This is a genomic window from Streptomyces sp. DSM 41931 (assembly GCF_050271085.1).
GTDB lineage: Bacteria > Actinomycetota > Actinomycetes > Streptomycetales > Streptomycetaceae > Streptomyces > Streptomyces albogriseolus.
In genome coordinates this window covers 3,250,940-3,267,676 of record NZ_CP189902.1, presented here as the reverse complement: position 1 = coordinate 3,267,676, position 16,737 = coordinate 3,250,940, and the positions used below count along the sequence as shown (strand labels likewise).

Below are 16,737 nucleotides of genomic sequence, written 5' to 3'. Positions count from 1 at the left end.
ACAAACGGAAGCGACGGGTGCGTCATGGGATGGTGAAGGAACGTGCGCGCATTCTCGTTGTCGGCGGCGGCTACGTCGGGATGTACACGGCCCTGCGTCTGCAACGGAGACTGAAACGGGAGCTCGGACGGGGCGAGGCCGAGATCACGGTCGTCACGCCGGACCCGTACATGACGTACCAGCCGTTCCTGCCCGAAGCGGCCGCCGGTGCCATTTCCCCTCGTCATGTCGTCGTACCGCTGCGTCGTGTCCTCGACCGGTGCCGCGTCGTCATCGGGGAGGCCACCGCCGTCGACCACGCCGCGCGCACGGCCACCGTCCGCACGCCGGCCACCGAGGAGGAGGGGACGGACGGCAGGCGGATCGAGTACGACGAGCTGGTGCTCGCCCCCGGGTCCGTGGCGCGCACCCTGCCCATCCCGGGCCTCGCCGACCACGCCATCGGGTTCAAGACGGTGGAGGAGGCCATCGGGCTGCGCAACCACGTGCTGGAGCAGATGGACATCGCCTCGTCGACCCGTGATCCGGCGGTGCGGGACGCCGCCCTGACCTTCGTGTTCGTCGGCGGCGGCTACGCGGGCACGGAGGCGCTCGGCGAGCTGGAGGACATGACCCGCTACGCCACGCGGTACTACCACAACGTCCGCCCCGAGGACATGAAGTGGATCCTGGTGGAGGCCTCGGACCGGATCCTGCCCGAGGTCGGCGAGGAGATGGGCCGCTACACGGTCACCGAGCTGCGGCGGCGGAACATCGACGTCCGTCTTGAGACGCGCCTGGAGTCCTGTGCCGACCGTGTGGCCGTGCTGAGCGACGGGTCGCGGTTCCCGACGCGGACCGTCGTGTGGACCGCCGGAGTGAAACCGCACCCCGTGCTGGCCGCCACCGACCTGCCGCTGAACGAGCGCGGCCGGCTGCGCTGCACCGCCGAACTGGCCGTCCAGGGCGTCCCCCACGCCTGGGCCGCCGGGGACGCGGCCGCCGTACCCGACGTCACCGCGCGCGAGGAGGGCCGCGAGTGCGCCCCCAACGCGCAGCACGCCCTGCGCCAGGCCCGGGTGCTCGGTGACAACGTCGTCCACTCCCTGCGCGGCGAACCCCTGGAGACGTACGCCCACAAGTACGCCGGATCGGTGGCCTCCCTGGGGCTGCACAAGGGGGTCGCCCAGATCTACGGACGCAAGCTGAAGGGCTACCCCGCCTGGTTCATGCACCGGACGTACCACCTCAGCCGCGTGCCGACCTTCAACCGGAAGGCGCGGGTGGCCGCGGAGTGGACGCTCGCGGGCCTCTTCAAGCGGGAGATCGTCTCGCTCGGATCACTCGAACATCCTCGGGCGGAGTTCGAACTGGCGGCCGGTGGAAAGCCTTCCCACGATCCACCGCACAACCCGAAGGGGTCGTCCTGACCGGACCCAGGAACTCCTGGGGCCGGACCGGCGTCTAGCGGGTGTCGGCCCGGCCGGACCCTGCCACACTGGTCCACCACCGCGGACGGGAGGGCCCGCCCCGGTGCGGCCCCCGGGCCCCGGCCGGTTCCGGTATCCGGCCGCCGACAACTACACGAGGCAAGGATTCGTGAACTTCACGCGCTGGAGCGCCCGGCTCCCCGGAACGCAGCGCCGCGCCGCAGCGCGGACCGAGCACACGGCATCCCCGGACCGGCGGGGAGAGGGCTCCGTGCCCGCGGCCCGCGCGGAGAGGTTCACCGACGGGGACCGGCCGGTGCCGGCCGTCGACGAGCTCGGGGTACGCGAGGTCCTGGACCGCGTCCCCTGCCTCGTCGCCCTGCTGCACGGCCCGGACCACCGCATCGCCTACCTCAACGACGCCTACACGGCCGCCTTCGGCATCCGCCCCGCCGGCGCGCCCGCCCGAGGAGCGCTTCCGGAGCTCGACGAACTGGGCCTGCTGCCCCTCCTCGACCAGGTCCTGCGCAGCGGCAGGCCCAGGACGGTCAAGTCGCGCAAGGCCCCTGACGGCCGCTCGTACACGTTCACCTGCACCCCGGCGGGAGAGGGTGACGGCCGCGGGGTGCTGGTCTTCGCCACCGACGTCACCGATCATGCCGAGGCCGCCGAGCGGCTGCGCGCCAGCGAGCGCCGGCAGCGCGAGACCGCCGTCACCCTCCAGCGCTCCCTGCTCCCGCAGGAGCTGGAGGAGCCCGACGACCTGCGCGTCGCCGCCACCTACCACCCCGGCGGCACCGAGGCGGCCGTCGGCGGCGACTGGTACGACGTCATCACCCTCGGCGGCGGCCGTACCGCCCTGGTCATCGGCGACGTGATGGGACGAGGGGTGCGCGCGGCGGCGGTCATGGGCCAGCTCCGTACGGCAGTGCGGGCGTACGCGCGCCTCGATCTCCCGCCGCACGAGGTGCTCCAGCTGCTCGACGGCCTCGCCATGGAGATCGACGCCAACCAGATCGCCACCTGCGTCTACGCCATCCACGACCCCAACGAGGGCCGCCTGGTGTACGCCTCCGCCGGGCACCTCCCCATCCTGGTGCGCGACGAGAACGGCACCGTCCGGCGCGCCGACGAACCGACCGGCCCCCCGCTCGGCACCGGCGGCTGGATGCACGCGTCGGGCTCCGTGCCGCTCGGCCCCGGATCCACCGCCGTCCTCTACACCGACGGGCTCGTCGAGCGCCGCGACGCGGACCTGGACGAGGGCATCGCCGCACTGGAGCGCGCCCTGGCCGGAGCCACCGGCGGCCCCCAGGTCGTCTGCGACCGCCTGGTCCGCTCGGCCGGCGTCACCCCGGACCACGACGACGACGTCGCCGTGCTGGTCCTCCAGCACCCCGCGCGCTCGGGCGCGGAGAGCGAGCTGTTCCGCAACGCCGCGCTGGAACTGCTCGGCGGGGTCGAGGCGGCTCCCCGCGCGCGTGCCTTCGCGTCCGGCGTCCTCACCAGCTGGCGCTTCCCCGCCGAGCTGCACGACCTGGGCGTCCTGGCGGCCAGCGAACTGGTCGCCAACTCCCTCCAGCACGGCACACCCCCGATGCGGCTGCGTCTGCGCCGCACCGACCGCCGTCTGATCATCGAGGTCACCGACGGAGACGACCATCTGCCCAGACGCCGCCGCGCGGAGCCCGGCGACGAGTCCGGCCGGGGCATCGCCATCGTCGCGACGATCGCCTCCGCGTGGGGCAGCAGACGCACCCCGGGCGGCGGCAAGGCCGTCTGGTGCGAGTTCCTGCTGCCGAAGACCGCCGGCGTCGGCGTGTGACGCGCGCGGTCAGGCGCGCGCCGGGGCCTGTTCCGCGCCGCCCTGCGCGACGACCCGGCTGCCCGCGGCCGACGGCTGGTCCTGCACGGCGGTGAGCTGCCGCCCGAGCCGCAGGGCCAGCACGGTGATCCCCAGCGAGAACAGCAGGAACACCACGATGTACGGCGCGTGCAGGGAGGCCGCCATCGGCCCGCCCACCGCCGGACCCACGGCCAGCGCGAGCTGCTTCACCAGGGCGAACGCCGAGTTGTACTGACCGGCCATCCCGGCCGGCGCCAGGTCGGCGACCAACGGCGCCAGGGTCGGCGACAGCATCGCCTCCCCGAGCCCGAACAGCGCGTACGTCGAGACGAACGCGGCCGTCGCCATCTCCTGGCCGGCGCCGCCGAGCCCCGCGTACCCGGCCACGGCCCACGCCACGGCCCAGATCAGCCCCACGGACGCGATCACACGCGACCGCTTGCGCCGCTCCACGAAGCGGAGCACCGCGAACTGCGCGACGACGATCACCAGCGTGTTCGCCGCCAGCGCCGTCCCCAGCGTGGAGGTGGAGATCCCGGCGGCCTCGACGCCGTACGCGCTCAGGCCGGACTCGAACTGGCCGTAGCAGGCGAAGAACAGCACGAAGCCCAGCACGCACAGCTGCACCATGGCCCGGTTGCCCAGCAGCTGCTTCCAGCTGCCCTTGGCCGACTGCGCGGGCGTGCCGTCGATCCGCGGTGAGCGCGGCATCCGCACCGTCGACATCACGACGACCAGCAGCAGGAACATCACCGCTTCGATGGTGAAGAGGAGAGTGAAGGAGCCGGCCTTCGTCGGGTCGACGAGGTGGCCGCCGATGAGGCCGCCGACGCCGAGCCCGAGGTTCTGCAGGAAGAACTGCATGGCGAACGCCCGCGACCGGGTCTCCGGACCGGAGCAGTCCACGATCATCGTGGCCAGGGCCGGCTGCATGACCGCCTGTCCGGCGCCGAGCGCCGCGGCCGACAGCAGCACGGTCGCGGCGCTCGCGGACAGCCCCAGGCTCAGCGAGCCGATCGCGGCGGTGAGCAGGGCGGCGAGCAGCACCGGAAGGGGGCCGCGCCGGACGATCGCCCGCCCGGCGAGCGGCAGCACGATCAGCGCGGCCACGGCGAAGACCGCGAGGACCAGCCCCGCCGTCACCGACCCCAGCCCGCGCACCTGCGCCACGTAGACGTACAGGTACGGGACCGTGAAGCCCAGCCCGAAAGCGCTGAGTGCGTTGCCCACGTGGATCCGGCGCATCGCTGCGCCCATCGCCCTGGTCACGTTCACCTCTCTCACTAGTTAGGAGTGAAGACTTAGAAGCTAAAGTTCGATGCTAAAGAGTACACAGAGAAGGACTTCAAGGCAAAGAAGGGGCGTGCCATACTGCGGGCATGGGCGACACCCCCGGCCTGGACGAGCCGACCCTCGAAGAGCAGATCGCCGCGTACCAGCGCGAGTTCCAGGACCTCGACCCCCAGGTCGAGAAGATCGTCAACGCGCTGTCCCGGCTCAACCGCCGCATGAACGTCGCCTACGGCCGCCAGACCGCCGAGCTCGGCATCACCAACGCCGACTGGGAGGTCCTCAAGGCGCTCGTCCTCTCCGGCGCCCCCTACCGGATGGGCCCCAGCGACCTCGCCAAGCGCCTGGGCCTGACCCCGGCCGCCATGACCCACCGCATCGACCGCATGGTCACCGAGGGTCTGGTCACCCGGGAGCGGGACGAGAACAACCGGGTCCGCGTCATCGTGGAGCTCACCCCGGCCGGCCGGGAGAAGTGGCAGGAGGCCATGCGGATGGCCACCGTCTTCGAGACGGACCTCCTCCAGGACCTCAGCCCGGAGGAGCGGACCGCCCTGGGTGAGGTGCTCACCCGCCTGCTGCGCCGGGTGGAGGACGCCCAGCCGGACGCCGGCGGACGCCTCACCGACCTGGACTGAAAGATCTTGGGCGCTGCCACTTGACGCGGCCCGGGACGATCCGTAAGGTTCTTCGGGTTGCCACGGGGACGTAACGGTTCTCCGGCAGCACTTCCGCCGCGAGAGCGGCAACAAACCTCAGCACGACCTCCCAGTGGGAACGACTTCGGTATGCCCGCATGCCTGAATTCAATTCCACACTCCCGATTTGGGAAACACGGAGAGAGTCCGCTAAGGTTTGAGACGTCGGAACGGCCCGCAACGGCCGGAAAGACAAACCCCGCTGACCGGGGGTCAGGTCGAGAAAAAGATCTGATAGAGTCGGAAACGCAAGACCGAAGGGAAGCGCCCGGAGGAAAGCCCGAGAGGGTGAGTACAAAGGAAGCGACCGTTCCTTGAGAACTCAACAGCGTGCCAAAAGTCAACGCCAGATATGTTGATACCCCGTCCATCCGGTTTCGGATGGTCGAGGTTCCTTTGAAGAAAACACAGCGAGGACGCTGTGAACGTCGGGATTATTCCTCCCGATGTTCCGCTTTCGTGATGTGTGCACCCGATTACGGGTAAACATTCACGGAGAGTTTGATCCTGGCTCAGGACGAACGCTGGCGGCGTGCTTAACACATGCAAGTCGAACGATGAACCACTTCGGTGGGGATTAGTGGCGAACGGGTGAGTAACACGTGGGCAATCTGCCCTGCACTCTGGGACAAGCCCTGGAAACGGGGTCTAATACCGGATACTGACCCGCTTGGGCATCCAAGCGGTTCGAAAGCTCCGGCGGTGCAGGATGAGCCCGCGGCCTATCAGCTTGTTGGTGAGGTAATGGCTCACCAAGGCGACGACGGGTAGCCGGCCTGAGAGGGCGACCGGCCACACTGGGACTGAGACACGGCCCAGACTCCTACGGGAGGCAGCAGTGGGGAATATTGCACAATGGGCGAAAGCCTGATGCAGCGACGCCGCGTGAGGGATGACGGCCTTCGGGTTGTAAACCTCTTTCAGCAGGGAAGAAGCGAAAGTGACGGTACCTGCAGAAGAAGCGCCGGCTAACTACGTGCCAGCAGCCGCGGTAATACGTAGGGCGCGAGCGTTGTCCGGAATTATTGGGCGTAAAGAGCTCGTAGGCGGCTTGTCACGTCGGTTGTGAAAGCCCGGGGCTTAACCCCGGGTCTGCAGTCGATACGGGCAGGCTAGAGTTCGGTAGGGGAGATCGGAATTCCTGGTGTAGCGGTGAAATGCGCAGATATCAGGAGGAACACCGGTGGCGAAGGCGGATCTCTGGGCCGATACTGACGCTGAGGAGCGAAAGCGTGGGGAGCGAACAGGATTAGATACCCTGGTAGTCCACGCCGTAAACGGTGGGCACTAGGTGTGGGCGACATTCCACGTCGTCCGTGCCGCAGCTAACGCATTAAGTGCCCCGCCTGGGGAGTACGGCCGCAAGGCTAAAACTCAAAGGAATTGACGGGGGCCCGCACAAGCGGCGGAGCATGTGGCTTAATTCGACGCAACGCGAAGAACCTTACCAAGGCTTGACATACACCGGAAACGTCCAGAGATGGGCGCCCCCTTGTGGTCGGTGTACAGGTGGTGCATGGCTGTCGTCAGCTCGTGTCGTGAGATGTTGGGTTAAGTCCCGCAACGAGCGCAACCCTTGTCCCGTGTTGCCAGCAAGCCCTTCGGGGTGTTGGGGACTCACGGGAGACCGCCGGGGTCAACTCGGAGGAAGGTGGGGACGACGTCAAGTCATCATGCCCCTTATGTCTTGGGCTGCACACGTGCTACAATGGCCGGTACAATGAGCTGCGATACCGCGAGGTGGAGCGAATCTCAAAAAGCCGGTCTCAGTTCGGATTGGGGTCTGCAACTCGACCCCATGAAGTCGGAGTCGCTAGTAATCGCAGATCAGCATTGCTGCGGTGAATACGTTCCCGGGCCTTGTACACACCGCCCGTCACGTCACGAAAGTCGGTAACACCCGAAGCCGGTGGCCCAACCCCTTGTGGGAGGGAGCTGTCGAAGGTGGGACTGGCGATTGGGACGAAGTCGTAACAAGGTAGCCGTACCGGAAGGTGCGGCTGGATCACCTCCTTTCTAAGGAGCACTTCTAGGCTGCCTCGGCAGTCCAGAGGCCAGTACATCAGCGAACGTCTGATGCTGGTTGCTCATGGGTGGAACGTTGACTACTCGGCATCTTCAGCCAACTCGGGTTGCTAGTACTGCTCTTCGGAGCGTGGAACGCGGACCACGAGGGGCGAGGGTGTCGGGCACGCTGTTGGGTGTCTGAGGGAATGATCTTCCTTCAGTGCCGGCCCCAGTGAACTCCGGGTTTGTCCGGGGGTGATGGGTGGTTGGTCGTTGTTTGAGAACTGCACAGTGGACGCGAGCATCTGTGGCCAAGTTTTTAAGGGCGCACGGTGGATGCCTTGGCACCAGGAACCGATGAAGGACGTGGGAGGCCACGATAGGCCCCGGGGAGTCGTCAACCAGGCTTTGATCCGGGGGTGTCCGAATGGGGAAACCCGGCAGTCGTCATGGGCTGTCACCCTTGCCTGAACACATAGGGCAAGTGGAGGGAACGCGGGGAAGTGAAACATCTCAGTACCCGCAGGAAGAGAAAACAACCGTGATTCCGGGAGTAGTGGCGAGCGAAACCGGATGAGGCCAAACCGTATGCGTGTGAGACCCGGCAGGGGTTGCGCATACGGGGTTGTGGGATCTCTCTTCTGTTGTCTGCCGGCAACAGGACGAGTCAGAAACCGTTGATGTAGGCGAAGGACATGCGAAAGGTCCGGCGTAGAGGGTAAGACCCCCGTAGTCGAAACGTCAGCGGCTCGTTTGAGAGACACCCAAGTAGCACGGGGCCCGAGAAATCCCGTGTGAATCTGGCGGGACCACCCGCTAAGCCTAAATATTCCCTGGTGACCGATAGCGGATAGTACCGTGAGGGAATGGTGAAAAGTACCGCGGGAGCGGAGTGAAATAGTACCTGAAACCGTGTGCCTACAAGCCGTGGGAGCGTCGGAACAAGGCTTGCCTTGTTCTCGTGACTGCGTGCCTTTTGAAGAATGAGCCTGCGAGTTTGCGGTGTGTTGCGAGGTTAACCCGGGTGGGGAAGCCGTAGCGAAAGCGAGTCCGAACAGGGCGATTCAGTAGCATGCTCAAGACCCGAAGCGGAGTGATCTAGCCATGGGCAGGTTGAAGCGGAGGTAAGACTTCGTGGAGGACCGAACCCACCAGGGTTGAAAACCTGGGGGATGACCTGTGGTTAGGGGTGAAAGGCCAATCAAACTCCGTGATAGCTGGTTCTCCCCGAAATGCATTTAGGTGCAGCGTCGTGTGTTTCTTGCCGGAGGTAGAGCACTGGATAGGCGATGGGCCCTACCGGGTTACTGACCTTAGCCAAACTCCGAATGCCGGTAAGTGAGAGCGCGGCAGTGAGACTGTGGGGGATAAGCTCCATGGTCGAGAGGGAAACAGCCCAGAGCATCGACTAAGGCCCCTAAGCGTACGCTAAGTGGGAAAGGATGTGGAGTCGCACAGACAACCAGGAGGTTGGCTTAGAAGCAGCCACCCTTGAAAGAGTGCGTAATAGCTCACTGGTCTAGTGATTCCGCGCCGACAATGTAGCGGGGCTCAAGCGTACCGCCGAAGTCGTGTCATTCATACAACAGCCCCAACGGGTGTATGGATGGGTAGGGGAGCGTCGTCTGCCGGGTGAAGCAGCCGCGGAAGCGAGTTGTGGACGGTTGACGAGTGAGAATGCAGGCATGAGTAGCGATTCACACGTGAGAAACGTGTGCGCCGATTGACTAAGGGTTCCTGGGTCAAGCTGATCTGCCCAGGGTAAGTCGGGACCTAAGGCGAGGCCGACAGGCGTAGTCGATGGATAACCGGTTGATATTCCGGTACCCGCTGTGAAGCGTCAAACATCGAATCCAGTGATGCTAAGCCCGTGAAGCCGCCGGCTGAGTCTTCGGACGAGGTCGGAGTGGTGGAGCCGGTGACCCGAGCTGGTAGTAGGTGAGTGATGGGGTGACGCAGGAAGGTAGTCCATCCCGGGCGGTGGTTGTCCCGGGGTAAGGGTGTAGGACGGTGTGTAGGCAAATCCGCACACCATTGAGTCTGAGACCTGATGCCGAGCCGATTGTGGTGAAGTGGATGATCCTATGCTGTCGAGAAAAGCCTCTAGCGAGTTTCATGGCGGCCCGTACCCTAAACCGACTCAGGTGGTCAGGTAGAGAATACCGAGGCGTTCGGGTGAACTATGGTTAAGGAACTCGGCAAAATGCCCCCGTAACTTCGGGAGAAGGGGGGCCACATCCGGTGATGAGCTTTGCGCTCTGAGCTGGGGGTGGCCGCAGAGACCAGCGAGAAGCGACTGTTTACTAAAAACACAGGTCCGTGCGAAGCCGTAAGGCGATGTATACGGACTGACGCCTGCCCGGTGCTGGAACGTTAAGGGGACCGGTTAGCTTGGATTCGTCCAGGCGAAGCTGAGAACTTAAGCGCCAGTAAACGGCGGTGGTAACTATAACCATCCTAAGGTAGCGAAATTCCTTGTCGGGTAAGTTCCGACCTGCACGAATGGCGTAACGACTTCTCGACTGTCTCAACCATAGGCCCGGTGAAATTGCACTACGAGTAAAGATGCTCGTTTCGCGCAGCAGGACGGAAAGACCCCGGGACCTTTACTACAGTTTGATATTGGTGTTCGGTTCGGCTTGTGTAGGATAGCTGGGAGACTGTGAAGCTCGGACGCCAGTTCGGGTGGAGTCGTCGTTGAAATACCAGTCTGGTCGTGCTGGATGTCTAACCTGGGTCCGTGATCCGGATCAGGGACAGTGTCTGATGGGTAGTTTAACTGGGGCGGTTGCCTCCTAAAGGGTAACGGAGGCGCCCAAAGGTTCCCTCAGCCTGGTTGGCAATCAGGTGTTGAGTGTAAGTGCACAAGGGAGCTTGACTGTGAGACCGACGGGTCGAGCAGGGACGAAAGTCGGGACTAGTGATCCGGCGGTGGCTTGTGGAAGCGCCGTCGCTCAACGGATAAAAGGTACCCCGGGGATAACAGGCTGATCTTCCCCAAGAGTCCATATCGACGGGATGGTTTGGCACCTCGATGTCGGCTCGTCGCATCCTGGGGCTGGAGTCGGTCCCAAGGGTTGGGCTGTTCGCCCATTAAAGCGGTACGCGAGCTGGGTTTAGAACGTCGTGAGACAGTTCGGTCCCTATCCGCTGTGCGCGTAGGAGTCTTGAGAAGGGCTGTCCCTAGTACGAGAGGACCGGGACGGACGAACCTCTGGTGTGCCAGTTGTTCTGCCAAGGGCATGGCTGGTTGGCTACGTTCGGGAGGGATAACCGCTGAAAGCATCTAAGCGGGAAGCCTGCTTCGAGATGAGGACTCCCACCTCCTAGAGAGGGTAAGGCTCCCAGTAGACGACTGGGTTGATAGGCCGGATATGGAAGCACGGTAACGTGTGGAGTTGACCGGTACTAATAGGCCGAGGGCTTGTCCTCAGTTGCTCGCGTCCACTGTGTTGGTTCTGAAACCACGAACAACCCCATGTGCCACACATGGTGCGGTTGATTGTTTCATAGTGTTTCGGTGGTCATAGCGTAGGGGAAACGCCCGGTTACATTCCGAACCCGGAAGCTAAGCCTTACAGCGCCGATGGTACTGCAGGGGGGACCCTGTGGGAGAGTAGGACGCCGCCGAACAATTCTTGAATAGAAAGCCCCCGTGCCATTCGGCACGGGGGCTTTCTGCGTTCACGGCGCTTTTTCTAGGGCTGCACCAGCCCCGTTTCGTACGCGCAGATCACCGCCTGCACCCGGTCCCGCGAACCCGTCTTCGCCAGGACGCGGCCCACATGGGTCTTCACCGTGGATTCGGCGAGGTGGAGGCGCGTGGCGATCTCCGTGTTCGTCCAGCCCTTTCCGAGAACCGTCAGAATCTCGAGCTCGCGGTCCGTCAGTGCGGCCAGCCGGGGGTCGAGCGCCGTGGGTTCCGGGGTGCCGGCCGGGAGATGGTGGACGTAGGCGTCCAGGAGCCGGCGGGTGAGGCCGGGAGCCACCACGGCGTCTCCGGAGGCGACCGCTCGTATGCCGGAGAGGAGGTCCTCCGGCTGGGCGTCCTTGACGAGGAAGCCGGAGGCACCGGCGCGGAGGCCCGCGTAGGCGTACTCGTCCAGGTCGAAGGTGGTGAGGATCAGGACACGGGTGCGGTCTCCGGAGGCGGTGATGCGGCGGGTGGCCTCGATGCCGTCCATGCCGGGCATGCGGACGTCCATAAGGACGACGTCCGGTCTGAGGTCCGCGGCCTTGCGGACCGCTTCCGTGCCGTTCGCCGCCTCGTCCAGGACCGTCATGTCGTCCTGGCTCTCCAGCAGCATGCGGAAGCCGAAACGCTGGAGGGGCTGGTCGTCGGCGATGAGGACGGTGGTCACGGTGCGGATTCCTCCGGGAGACGCAGGTGGACGCGCCAGCCGCGTTCCGGGTGCGGGCGCGGGCCGGCTTCCAGGGTGCCGCCGTACAGGGCCGTGCGTTCGCGCATTCCGGTAAGTCCCCGTCCGCTGTGCGTCGTCGGTGCACCGCCGCGGCCGGTGTCGGTGACGGTGAGTGTCACGGCACCTGAGGTCGCGTACGAGAGGGTGACGCCGGCGGTGGCGTCCGGGCCTGCGTGCTTGAGCGTGTTGGTGAGGGCTTCCTGGATGACGCGGTAGAGGGTGAGCTGGCGGCCGGGGGAGATGGCGGGGTCGCCGTGGACGGTCGCCCGGACGGGCAGTCCGGCCCGGCGGACGCCGTCGAGGAGACGGTCGAGGTCGGCGAGCGCGGGCTGAGGGGTGAGGTCGGCGGGGGCGGGCTCGTCGTCGCGCAGGACGTCCAGCAGGCGGCGCAGCTCGGTGAGGGCCTGGCGGCTGGTGCCCGCGATGGCGTCCAGGGCCTGGGCGGCGCGCTCGGGGGACTTGGCGGCGGCGTAGCGGCCGCCGTCGGCGAGACCCGTGATGACGGACAGGTTGTGGCCGATGATGTCGTGCATCTCGCGGGCTATGCGGGTGCGTTCGGCGGCGGCGGCGAGGCGTGCCTGCTGGTCGCGTTCGATCTCCAGGCGGCGTGCGCGGTCCTCCAGGGCCACGGTGTGGTCGCGGCGGGTGCGGACCGTGACGCCGACGGCGACCGCGACGAGGAGGGACATCAGGTGCGGTCCCAGGTCCTCGTCGGCGGGGCCTCTCGGATGGCGCAGGACCGTCAGGACGACCGGGGCCGTCGACACCACGGCCACCCACCACAGGGAGCGCAGCGGGCGGCGCAGGGTGATGTGGAAGACGACGAGCAGGTGGAGGAGGGCCGCCTGGAGCAGGGCGCCCGTCCAGGCGTTGGCCAGCAGGGCCGGCGTCATCACCAGCAGCACCGTGCGGGGGCGGGCACGGCGTTGGAGGAGAGGGACGGTCAGCGCGAGGCTGAGGGCGAGGACCAGGCCCTCGGGGACGTCGGGGTTCCGGGTGATGCGGGTCCAGCCGCCGCCGTAGAGGTCGATGAGCGCGGCGGTCGTCCAGAAGGCCGTGAGGTGCAGGTCCCAGAGGAGCGGGCGGCGCCGGTCGACGGCGCGCACCCGCTGCACGGTCCGCTGGAGGTACTGGGTGATCGGCTCCGCTGTCTGTTCCTCCGGCACGCGGTCCATGGTGCTGGCCGCGCGGCTCGTGCGGAAGGCCGTCATACGTCCCGTCGCCTGAGCAGAAGGGCCGCCAAGGCGAGGCTTCCCGCCGTCCACAGGGCCATCGAGAGGAGGGCCGTGCCGGGTGAGGGCATGCCGGGCCGAGGGGTGGCGTGGGTGAGTGCCTCGACGGCCCTGCTGGGGAAGTGGCGGGCGGCGTCGTCGACGACGTCGTAGGGGATCAGTGGGAGGAGTTCCGGCAGGATCATCGTGAGGCCGATCAGTGCGCCGATGCCCGCCGGGACCGAGCGGAGCATCGAGCCGAGCGCCAGGGCGAGGACGCCGAGGAGGGCGAGGCCGGCGGCGTTGGTGACGAGGGCGCGGACCACGCCGGGGTCGGTGAGGGAGGCGGCGTGCGCGGTGTCCGCGAGGAAGACCTGCGCAAGGGGGAAGGTGACGAAGTTGGCGGCGAGCACGGTGAGGAAGCCGACGCCGGCCAGCACGGCCGCCTTGGACCAGAGCACCGGCAGCCTGTCGGGTACGGCGGTCATGGTGGCCCGGATCTGGCCGGTGGAGTGTTCGCCGGCCGTGGTCAGGACGCCGAGGGTGCCCAGCACGACGTAGGTGAACTGCATGCCGAGCAGGACCATCAGGACGGTGTCGATGTCGTCGTCACCGCCTCCGCCCTCGTAGCTCGCGGCGATGAGCAGGCCGGTGCCGAGGGTGAGGACGACGGTGAGGCCGAGGCCGATCCAGGTGGAGCGGAGCGTCGTCAGCTTGTGCCACTCGGAGCGCAGGACGCGGGCCGGGGTGACCTTGTAAGGGTGGGCGGTGGTGGTCATGCGGCTGCTCCCTCCGGGCCGGCGTACTCGACCGCGTCGTGGGTCAGGGTCATGAAGGCGTCCTCCAGAGAGGCCTGGGACGGCGTGAGTTCGAAGAGGGGGATGCCGTGGGCGGCGGCGGTGCGGCCGATGTGTTCGGCGGTCGTGCCGCGGATCTCCAGCGCGCCGGCGGTGTCCCGGAAGTCGACGCCGGGGGCCCGGAGCAGGGCGGTGAGGGCGTCCGGGTCGGGGGTGACCACGCGGACCGTGGCTGCCCCGGAGTCCCGTACGAAGTCGGCGACCGTGGTGTCCGCGAGGAGGCGGCCGCGGCCGATGACGATCAGGTGGTCGGCAGTCAGGGCCATTTCGCTCATCAGGTGGGAGGAGACCAGGACCGTGCGGCCCTCGGCGGCGAGGGACTTGAGGAGGGTGCGGATCCAGCGGACGCCCTCGGGGTCGAGGCCGTTGACCGGTTCGTCGAGGACGAGGGTGGCGGGGTCGCCGAGCAACGCGGCGGCGATGCCCAGGCGTTGGCCCATGCCGAGGGAGAAGCCCTTGACCCGGCGGTCCGCCACCTCGGTGAGGCCGGTGAGGTCCAGGACCTCCTCGACGCGGCGTCCGGGGAGGCCGTGGGTGAGGGCCAGGCCGCGCAGGTGGTGGCGGGCGGTGCGGCCCGGGTGGACGGAGCGGGCCTCCAGCAGGGCGCCGACCTCGGTGAGGGGCGCGGGGTGGGCGGCGTAGGCGCGGCCGCCGACGGTGACCCGGCCCGACGTCGGGGCGTCCAGGCCGAGGATCATCCGCATGGTGGTGGACTTGCCGGCGCCGTTCGGGCCGAGGAAGCCGGTCACGGTGCCGGGGCGGACGGTGAAGGACAGGTCGTCGACGGCCGTCCTTCCGTTCCTGCCGCCGTAGCGTTTGGTGAGGTGCTGTGCCGTCATCATGGGTCGATGCTCGTCGGCGCGGGGGCGGCGGGCGTCGGACGGCGGCCTTATTTCAGGTGAGGCCGTGGTACCCCGGTACTACCGTGGCCGCATGAGTTACACGGTCCGTTCCCTGCACGCCGACGAGTGGCCCCGGGCCAAGGCCTTGCGGCTGGAGGCCCTTCGGGATCCGGTGGCGTCCATCGCCTTCATGGAGACCTACGAGTCCGCCGTCGCCAGGCCCGACTCCTACTGGCAGGAGCTGTCCGAGCGCCGGGCCGAAGGGGCGTCCGGAACCCAGCAGATCATCGCCGCGGGGCCGGACGGGGAGTGGGTCGGGACGGTCACCGTGGTGATGGAGGAGGCCGGCACCACGGACTGGGCCGGACTGCCCGTCGAGCGGCGTCAGGGGCATCTGGTCGGGGTGTACGTGCAGCCGGGGCACCGGGGGATCGGGCTCACCGAGGTGCTCTTCGACGCCGCGCTGGAGTGGGCGTGGGCGCAGGGCGCCGAGCGGGTGCGGCTCCTCGTGCACGAGGACAACGCGCGGGCGCTGCGGGCCTATCGCAAGGCGGGCTTCGTCGAGACCGGGGTGACCACGACGCTGGGTCCCGCCCCGGACGAGCGGGAGCTGGAGCTGGCCGTGGAGCGGCCGGACCCGGAGTCAGACCTGTAGTTCCGCGTGCGGCCAGCGGGCGCGGGCCTGTTCGCGGGAGCGGAGGAGGGCCACCGTGGGCATGCCGCGCTCCGGGCCGGCCGTGAGCAGCTCCGGGAGCTGAGGGAGAGGGGCCACTGCCGCCACGTCGTCCAGGACGAGGGTGAGTGGTGGGTCGAGCCGACCGGAGGATGACCGTCCGGCCATGCGCCGGCCGTGCTCGACCACGTAGGAGACGAGCGCCGTGAGCAGAGGCATGGCGCCCGGACCGGTGCGCGGATCCTCGATGGATTCGCCCACGACATAGAGCGTTCCCCCTTCGTGGATGAAGGAATCCAGGGCGAGGGCATCACTTCGGTGGGGAGTGCAGGCTTCCCGGACGTTGACCGTGGAAAGGGCCGCCAGCGCACGCGCCGTCAGCTGCTGGGCCATGTCCCGGCGTTCGGGGTGCGCGGTGAGCGCCGCCTCCAGCTCGCCCGCGGAGCCCGGCGCCGCCTTGGGGTGGGTGCGCAGGACGCGTACGGCGTCCTGGATCTGGAGGCCCTGGGCCCAGCGGTGGACGTGGCGGACGGTGCGGCCGTCGACGGCGGCCGCGTGCAGATAGCTGCGCAGCAGCAGTTCGGCGGTGTCGCCGAGCTGCTGGTCGAGCCGTGAGGTGGGGCGGACGGGGGCGAGGAGCGCCGCCGCGCGGGCGGTCGCCGTGTGCTTGTCCTCGCAGCCGGCGGTGGGCGACCAGTGGAGGCGGGCCGGGGTGTCGCAGAGGTGCGTCGGGTCGTAGAGGTGGGTGGGGCCGAGCTTGGCGCGGGCGTCCTTGGTGTCGTACCAGAGGGTCGGGTTGGACGTGAGGACGAGGGCGGGTCCCTCGGCGTCGCGTACGGCCTGCGCGGCGGCGGTGTGGCGGGTGGCCGGGGGGCCGTAGTGGAGGCCCGGGGCGGTCGTCTCCGCGGCCGGCTGAGGGGCAGGGGCGGGTTCGGGGGGCCTCGGGGCGGGGACCTCGTGCACCGGCGTCGGGGTCGGCGCCGGCTCGGGCGTCCGGGCCGGCTCGGGCTCCCGCATCGGCTCCCTCACCGGTTCCGGCATCCGCTCCGGTTCCGGCATCGGTTTCCGGGGCGAGGGCGCCTCCGTCACCCCTCCCTCCGCGCGCCGCCGCGCCCGTACCGCCCGCCAGCGGGCCACCGTGCCGAGGACGAACGCGGTGAGGACCACCACGATCATCAGCTGGCCGATGAGCAGGCCCCAGAAGAGGCCGTACCCGGAGAGGTCGCCGGGCGGGACACCGGGCCAGGCGCCGGGGATGTCCTGCGGTGCGGCGACGAGGTGGCGCACGGCGAGCGGGGTGCGGGTGAAGGAGAGGCCGGACGGCCAGCTCCCGTGGGCGAAGAGGCCCGCGAGGCCGGTGGCCGTCCACACCATCGCCGTCATGCCGAGGAGGAACGCGAGCACCCCGACCAGCAGTCCGTCCGGGATGCCGCCGTTGTGCCCGCGCCGCTCGTCCGCTCTCACGCGTCCCCCTCCTGCCGCT

The 16,737-nt window shown here is 67.8% G+C and carries 10 protein-coding genes and 3 rRNA genes; 7 read left to right on the top strand and 6 right to left on the bottom strand.

The features are described from left to right. Positions 1 to 29: 29 nt before the first annotated feature. Both ACP7TJ_RS15140 and ACP7TJ_RS15135 read left to right on the top strand, forming a co-directional pair. Positions 30 to 1,409: an NAD(P)/FAD-dependent oxidoreductase gene (locus tag ACP7TJ_RS15140; protein ID WP_427763500.1), complete on the top strand. Its 1,380-nt coding sequence runs from the start codon at positions 30 to 32 to the stop codon at positions 1,407 to 1,409. Positions 1,410 to 1,578: 169 nt separating this feature from the next. Continuing rightward, positions 1,579 to 3,234 carry an ATP-binding SpoIIE family protein phosphatase gene (locus ACP7TJ_RS15135; protein WP_266398503.1) on the top strand — a complete coding sequence of 552 codons (1,656 nt, stop codon included), beginning with the start codon at positions 1,579 to 1,581 and terminating at the stop codon, positions 3,232 to 3,234. Positions 3,235 to 3,243: 9 nt separating this feature from the next. On the opposite strand, the gene ACP7TJ_RS15130 is transcribed toward ACP7TJ_RS15135, so the two are convergent. Then, positions 3,244 to 4,512 carry an MFS transporter gene (locus ACP7TJ_RS15130; RefSeq protein WP_093768559.1) on the bottom strand — a complete coding sequence of 423 codons (1,269 nt, stop codon included), beginning with the start codon at positions 4,510 to 4,512 and terminating at the stop codon, positions 3,244 to 3,246. A 122-nt stretch (positions 4,513 to 4,634) separates the two neighbouring features. On the opposite strand from ACP7TJ_RS15130, the gene ACP7TJ_RS15125 reads away from it, so the two are divergent. The 4 genes from ACP7TJ_RS15125 to rrf all read left to right on the top strand — a co-directional run bounded on the left by ACP7TJ_RS15125 (position 4,635) and on the right by rrf (position 10,883). Then, positions 4,635 to 5,183 (top strand): MarR family winged helix-turn-helix transcriptional regulator, encoded by a 549-nt coding sequence (locus ACP7TJ_RS15125; RefSeq protein ID WP_093768560.1) that lies wholly within the window; start codon positions 4,635 to 4,637, stop codon positions 5,181 to 5,183. Between the two features lie 549 nt (positions 5,184 to 5,732). Beyond that, a 16S ribosomal RNA gene (locus tag ACP7TJ_RS15120) occupies positions 5,733 to 7,259 on the top strand. A 300-nt stretch (positions 7,260 to 7,559) separates the two neighbouring features. Further along, a 23S ribosomal RNA gene (locus ACP7TJ_RS15115) occupies positions 7,560 to 10,682 on the top strand. Positions 10,683 to 10,766: 84 nt separating this feature from the next. Beyond that, a 5S ribosomal RNA gene (gene rrf, locus ACP7TJ_RS15110) occupies positions 10,767 to 10,883 on the top strand. Together the 16S, 23S and 5S rRNA genes form the textbook arrangement of a ribosomal RNA operon. A gap of 65 nt (positions 10,884 to 10,948) precedes the next feature. Here rrf and ACP7TJ_RS15105 read toward each other — a convergent pair. Genes ACP7TJ_RS15105 through ACP7TJ_RS15090 form a run of 4 tightly spaced genes read right to left on the bottom strand, consistent with a single transcriptional unit; the run spans position 10,949 to position 14,581 of the window. Next, positions 10,949 to 11,611 (bottom strand): response regulator transcription factor, encoded by a 663-nt coding sequence (locus ACP7TJ_RS15105; protein WP_367448441.1) that lies wholly within the window; start codon positions 11,609 to 11,611, stop codon positions 10,949 to 10,951. Next, entirely contained in the window at positions 11,608 to 12,846 is a 1,239-nt protein-coding gene (locus ACP7TJ_RS15100; protein ID WP_367495919.1) for a sensor histidine kinase, read from the bottom strand. The genes ACP7TJ_RS15105 and ACP7TJ_RS15100 overlap by 4 nt, the downstream gene beginning before the upstream one ends. Before the next feature lie 32 nt (positions 12,847 to 12,878). Next, entirely contained in the window at positions 12,879 to 13,661 is a 783-nt protein-coding gene (locus ACP7TJ_RS15095; protein WP_427763497.1) for an ABC transporter permease, read from the bottom strand. Then, on the bottom strand, positions 13,658 to 14,581 hold the full coding sequence (locus tag ACP7TJ_RS15090) for an ABC transporter ATP-binding protein (RefSeq protein WP_367448446.1): 924 nt from the start codon (positions 14,579 to 14,581) through the stop codon (positions 13,658 to 13,660). Before ACP7TJ_RS15090 ends, ACP7TJ_RS15095 begins: the two co-directional genes overlap by 4 nt. A gap of 91 nt (positions 14,582 to 14,672) precedes the next feature. On the opposite strand from ACP7TJ_RS15090, the gene ACP7TJ_RS15085 reads away from it, so the two are divergent. After that, a complete protein-coding gene (locus ACP7TJ_RS15085) occupies positions 14,673 to 15,236 on the top strand; it encodes a GNAT family N-acetyltransferase (protein ID WP_189912800.1) in 564 nt (187 codons plus the stop codon). On the opposite strand, the gene ACP7TJ_RS15080 is transcribed toward ACP7TJ_RS15085, so the two are convergent. Next, positions 15,225 to 16,718 carry a type VI secretion protein gene (locus tag ACP7TJ_RS15080; protein ID WP_427763494.1) on the bottom strand — a complete coding sequence of 498 codons (1,494 nt, stop codon included), beginning with the start codon at positions 16,716 to 16,718 and terminating at the stop codon, positions 15,225 to 15,227. The genes ACP7TJ_RS15085 and ACP7TJ_RS15080 overlap by 12 nt on opposite strands. Between the last annotated feature and the right edge of the window lie 19 nt (positions 16,719 to 16,737).

What these genes read in the sequence shown, in the direction of transcription:
- ACP7TJ_RS15100 (WP_367495919.1), bottom strand. Translation starts at nt 12,846, where the DNA reads ATGGACCGCGTGCCGGAGGAACAGACAGCGGAGCCGATCACCCAGTAC.
- ACP7TJ_RS15130 (WP_093768559.1), bottom strand. Translation starts at nt 4,512, where the DNA reads ATGGGCGCAGCGATGCGCCGGATCCACGTGGGCAACGCACTCAGCGCT.
- ACP7TJ_RS15095 (WP_427763497.1), bottom strand. Translation starts at nt 13,661, where the DNA reads ATGACCACCACCGCCCACCCTTACAAGGTCACCCCGGCCCGCGTCCTG.
- ACP7TJ_RS15125 (WP_093768560.1), top strand. Translation starts at nt 4,635, where the DNA reads ATGGGCGACACCCCCGGCCTGGACGAGCCGACCCTCGAAGAGCAGATC.
- ACP7TJ_RS15085 (WP_189912800.1), top strand. Translation starts at nt 14,673, where the DNA reads ATGAGTTACACGGTCCGTTCCCTGCACGCCGACGAGTGGCCCCGGGCC.
- ACP7TJ_RS15140 (WP_427763500.1), top strand. Translation starts at nt 30, where the DNA reads ATGGTGAAGGAACGTGCGCGCATTCTCGTTGTCGGCGGCGGCTACGTC.
- ACP7TJ_RS15090 (WP_367448446.1), bottom strand. Translation starts at nt 14,581, where the DNA reads ATGATGACGGCACAGCACCTCACCAAACGCTACGGCGGCAGGAACGGA.